The sequence below is a fragment of the Mesorhizobium sp. M4A.F.Ca.ET.020.02.1.1 genome, assembly GCF_004022645.1.
GTDB lineage: Bacteria > Pseudomonadota > Alphaproteobacteria > Rhizobiales > Rhizobiaceae > Mesorhizobium.
In genome coordinates, this window is record NZ_RZOI01001362.1 from 1 (window position 1) to 538 (window position 538).

1 protein-coding gene is annotated in these 538 nt (G+C 64.9%); it reads right to left on the reverse strand.

Features of this window, described 5'->3' with window-relative positions:
* On the reverse strand, nt 1–538 hold a 538-nt coding region (locus tag EN742_RS37150), incomplete at both ends, for a histidine phosphotransferase family protein (protein ID WP_128333999.1).

Sequence of the window (538 nt, forward strand, 5' to 3'; positions counted from 1 at the left end):
GAGCAGCGTGTAGTAGGGCTGGACGGAATGGGCGTCGATCGGCTCCTCGGGCTTATGACCGGAATGCAGTTCGAGGAATTTCGGCGGCACGCGCAGCATCGGACCGCTGGCCGACAGCGCAAAGCGCGGCTCGGCGTCGAGATTCTCGAGTGTGACGACAAGCTTGCCGCCGCGCGGGATGGCGGCGTTGGCGACGAGAATGAGGTTGAGCAGCAGCTTGACCTTGTTCTTGGGCAGGAGCGCGCGGGTTCCGTTCCACACCAGCTCCGGCTTCTCGTTCTTCAGGAAGGCGATGGCGACAGCCTCGGCGTCGCCGGTGTCGATCATCATGCCGGCGGAACCGGCGGCGCCGAAGGCAATGCGGGCAAATTGCAGCCGGGCCGAAGCGTTCTTGGCACTCTGGCGGATCAGTTTCATGGCGTCTTCGTCGGCGCCGCCCTCATCGAGCAATTCAAGGCCGTTGTTGATCGCGCCGACCGGCGAGATGATGTCGTGGCAGACCCGGCTGCACAGGAGCGCGGCAAGGTCGGGTGCGGAA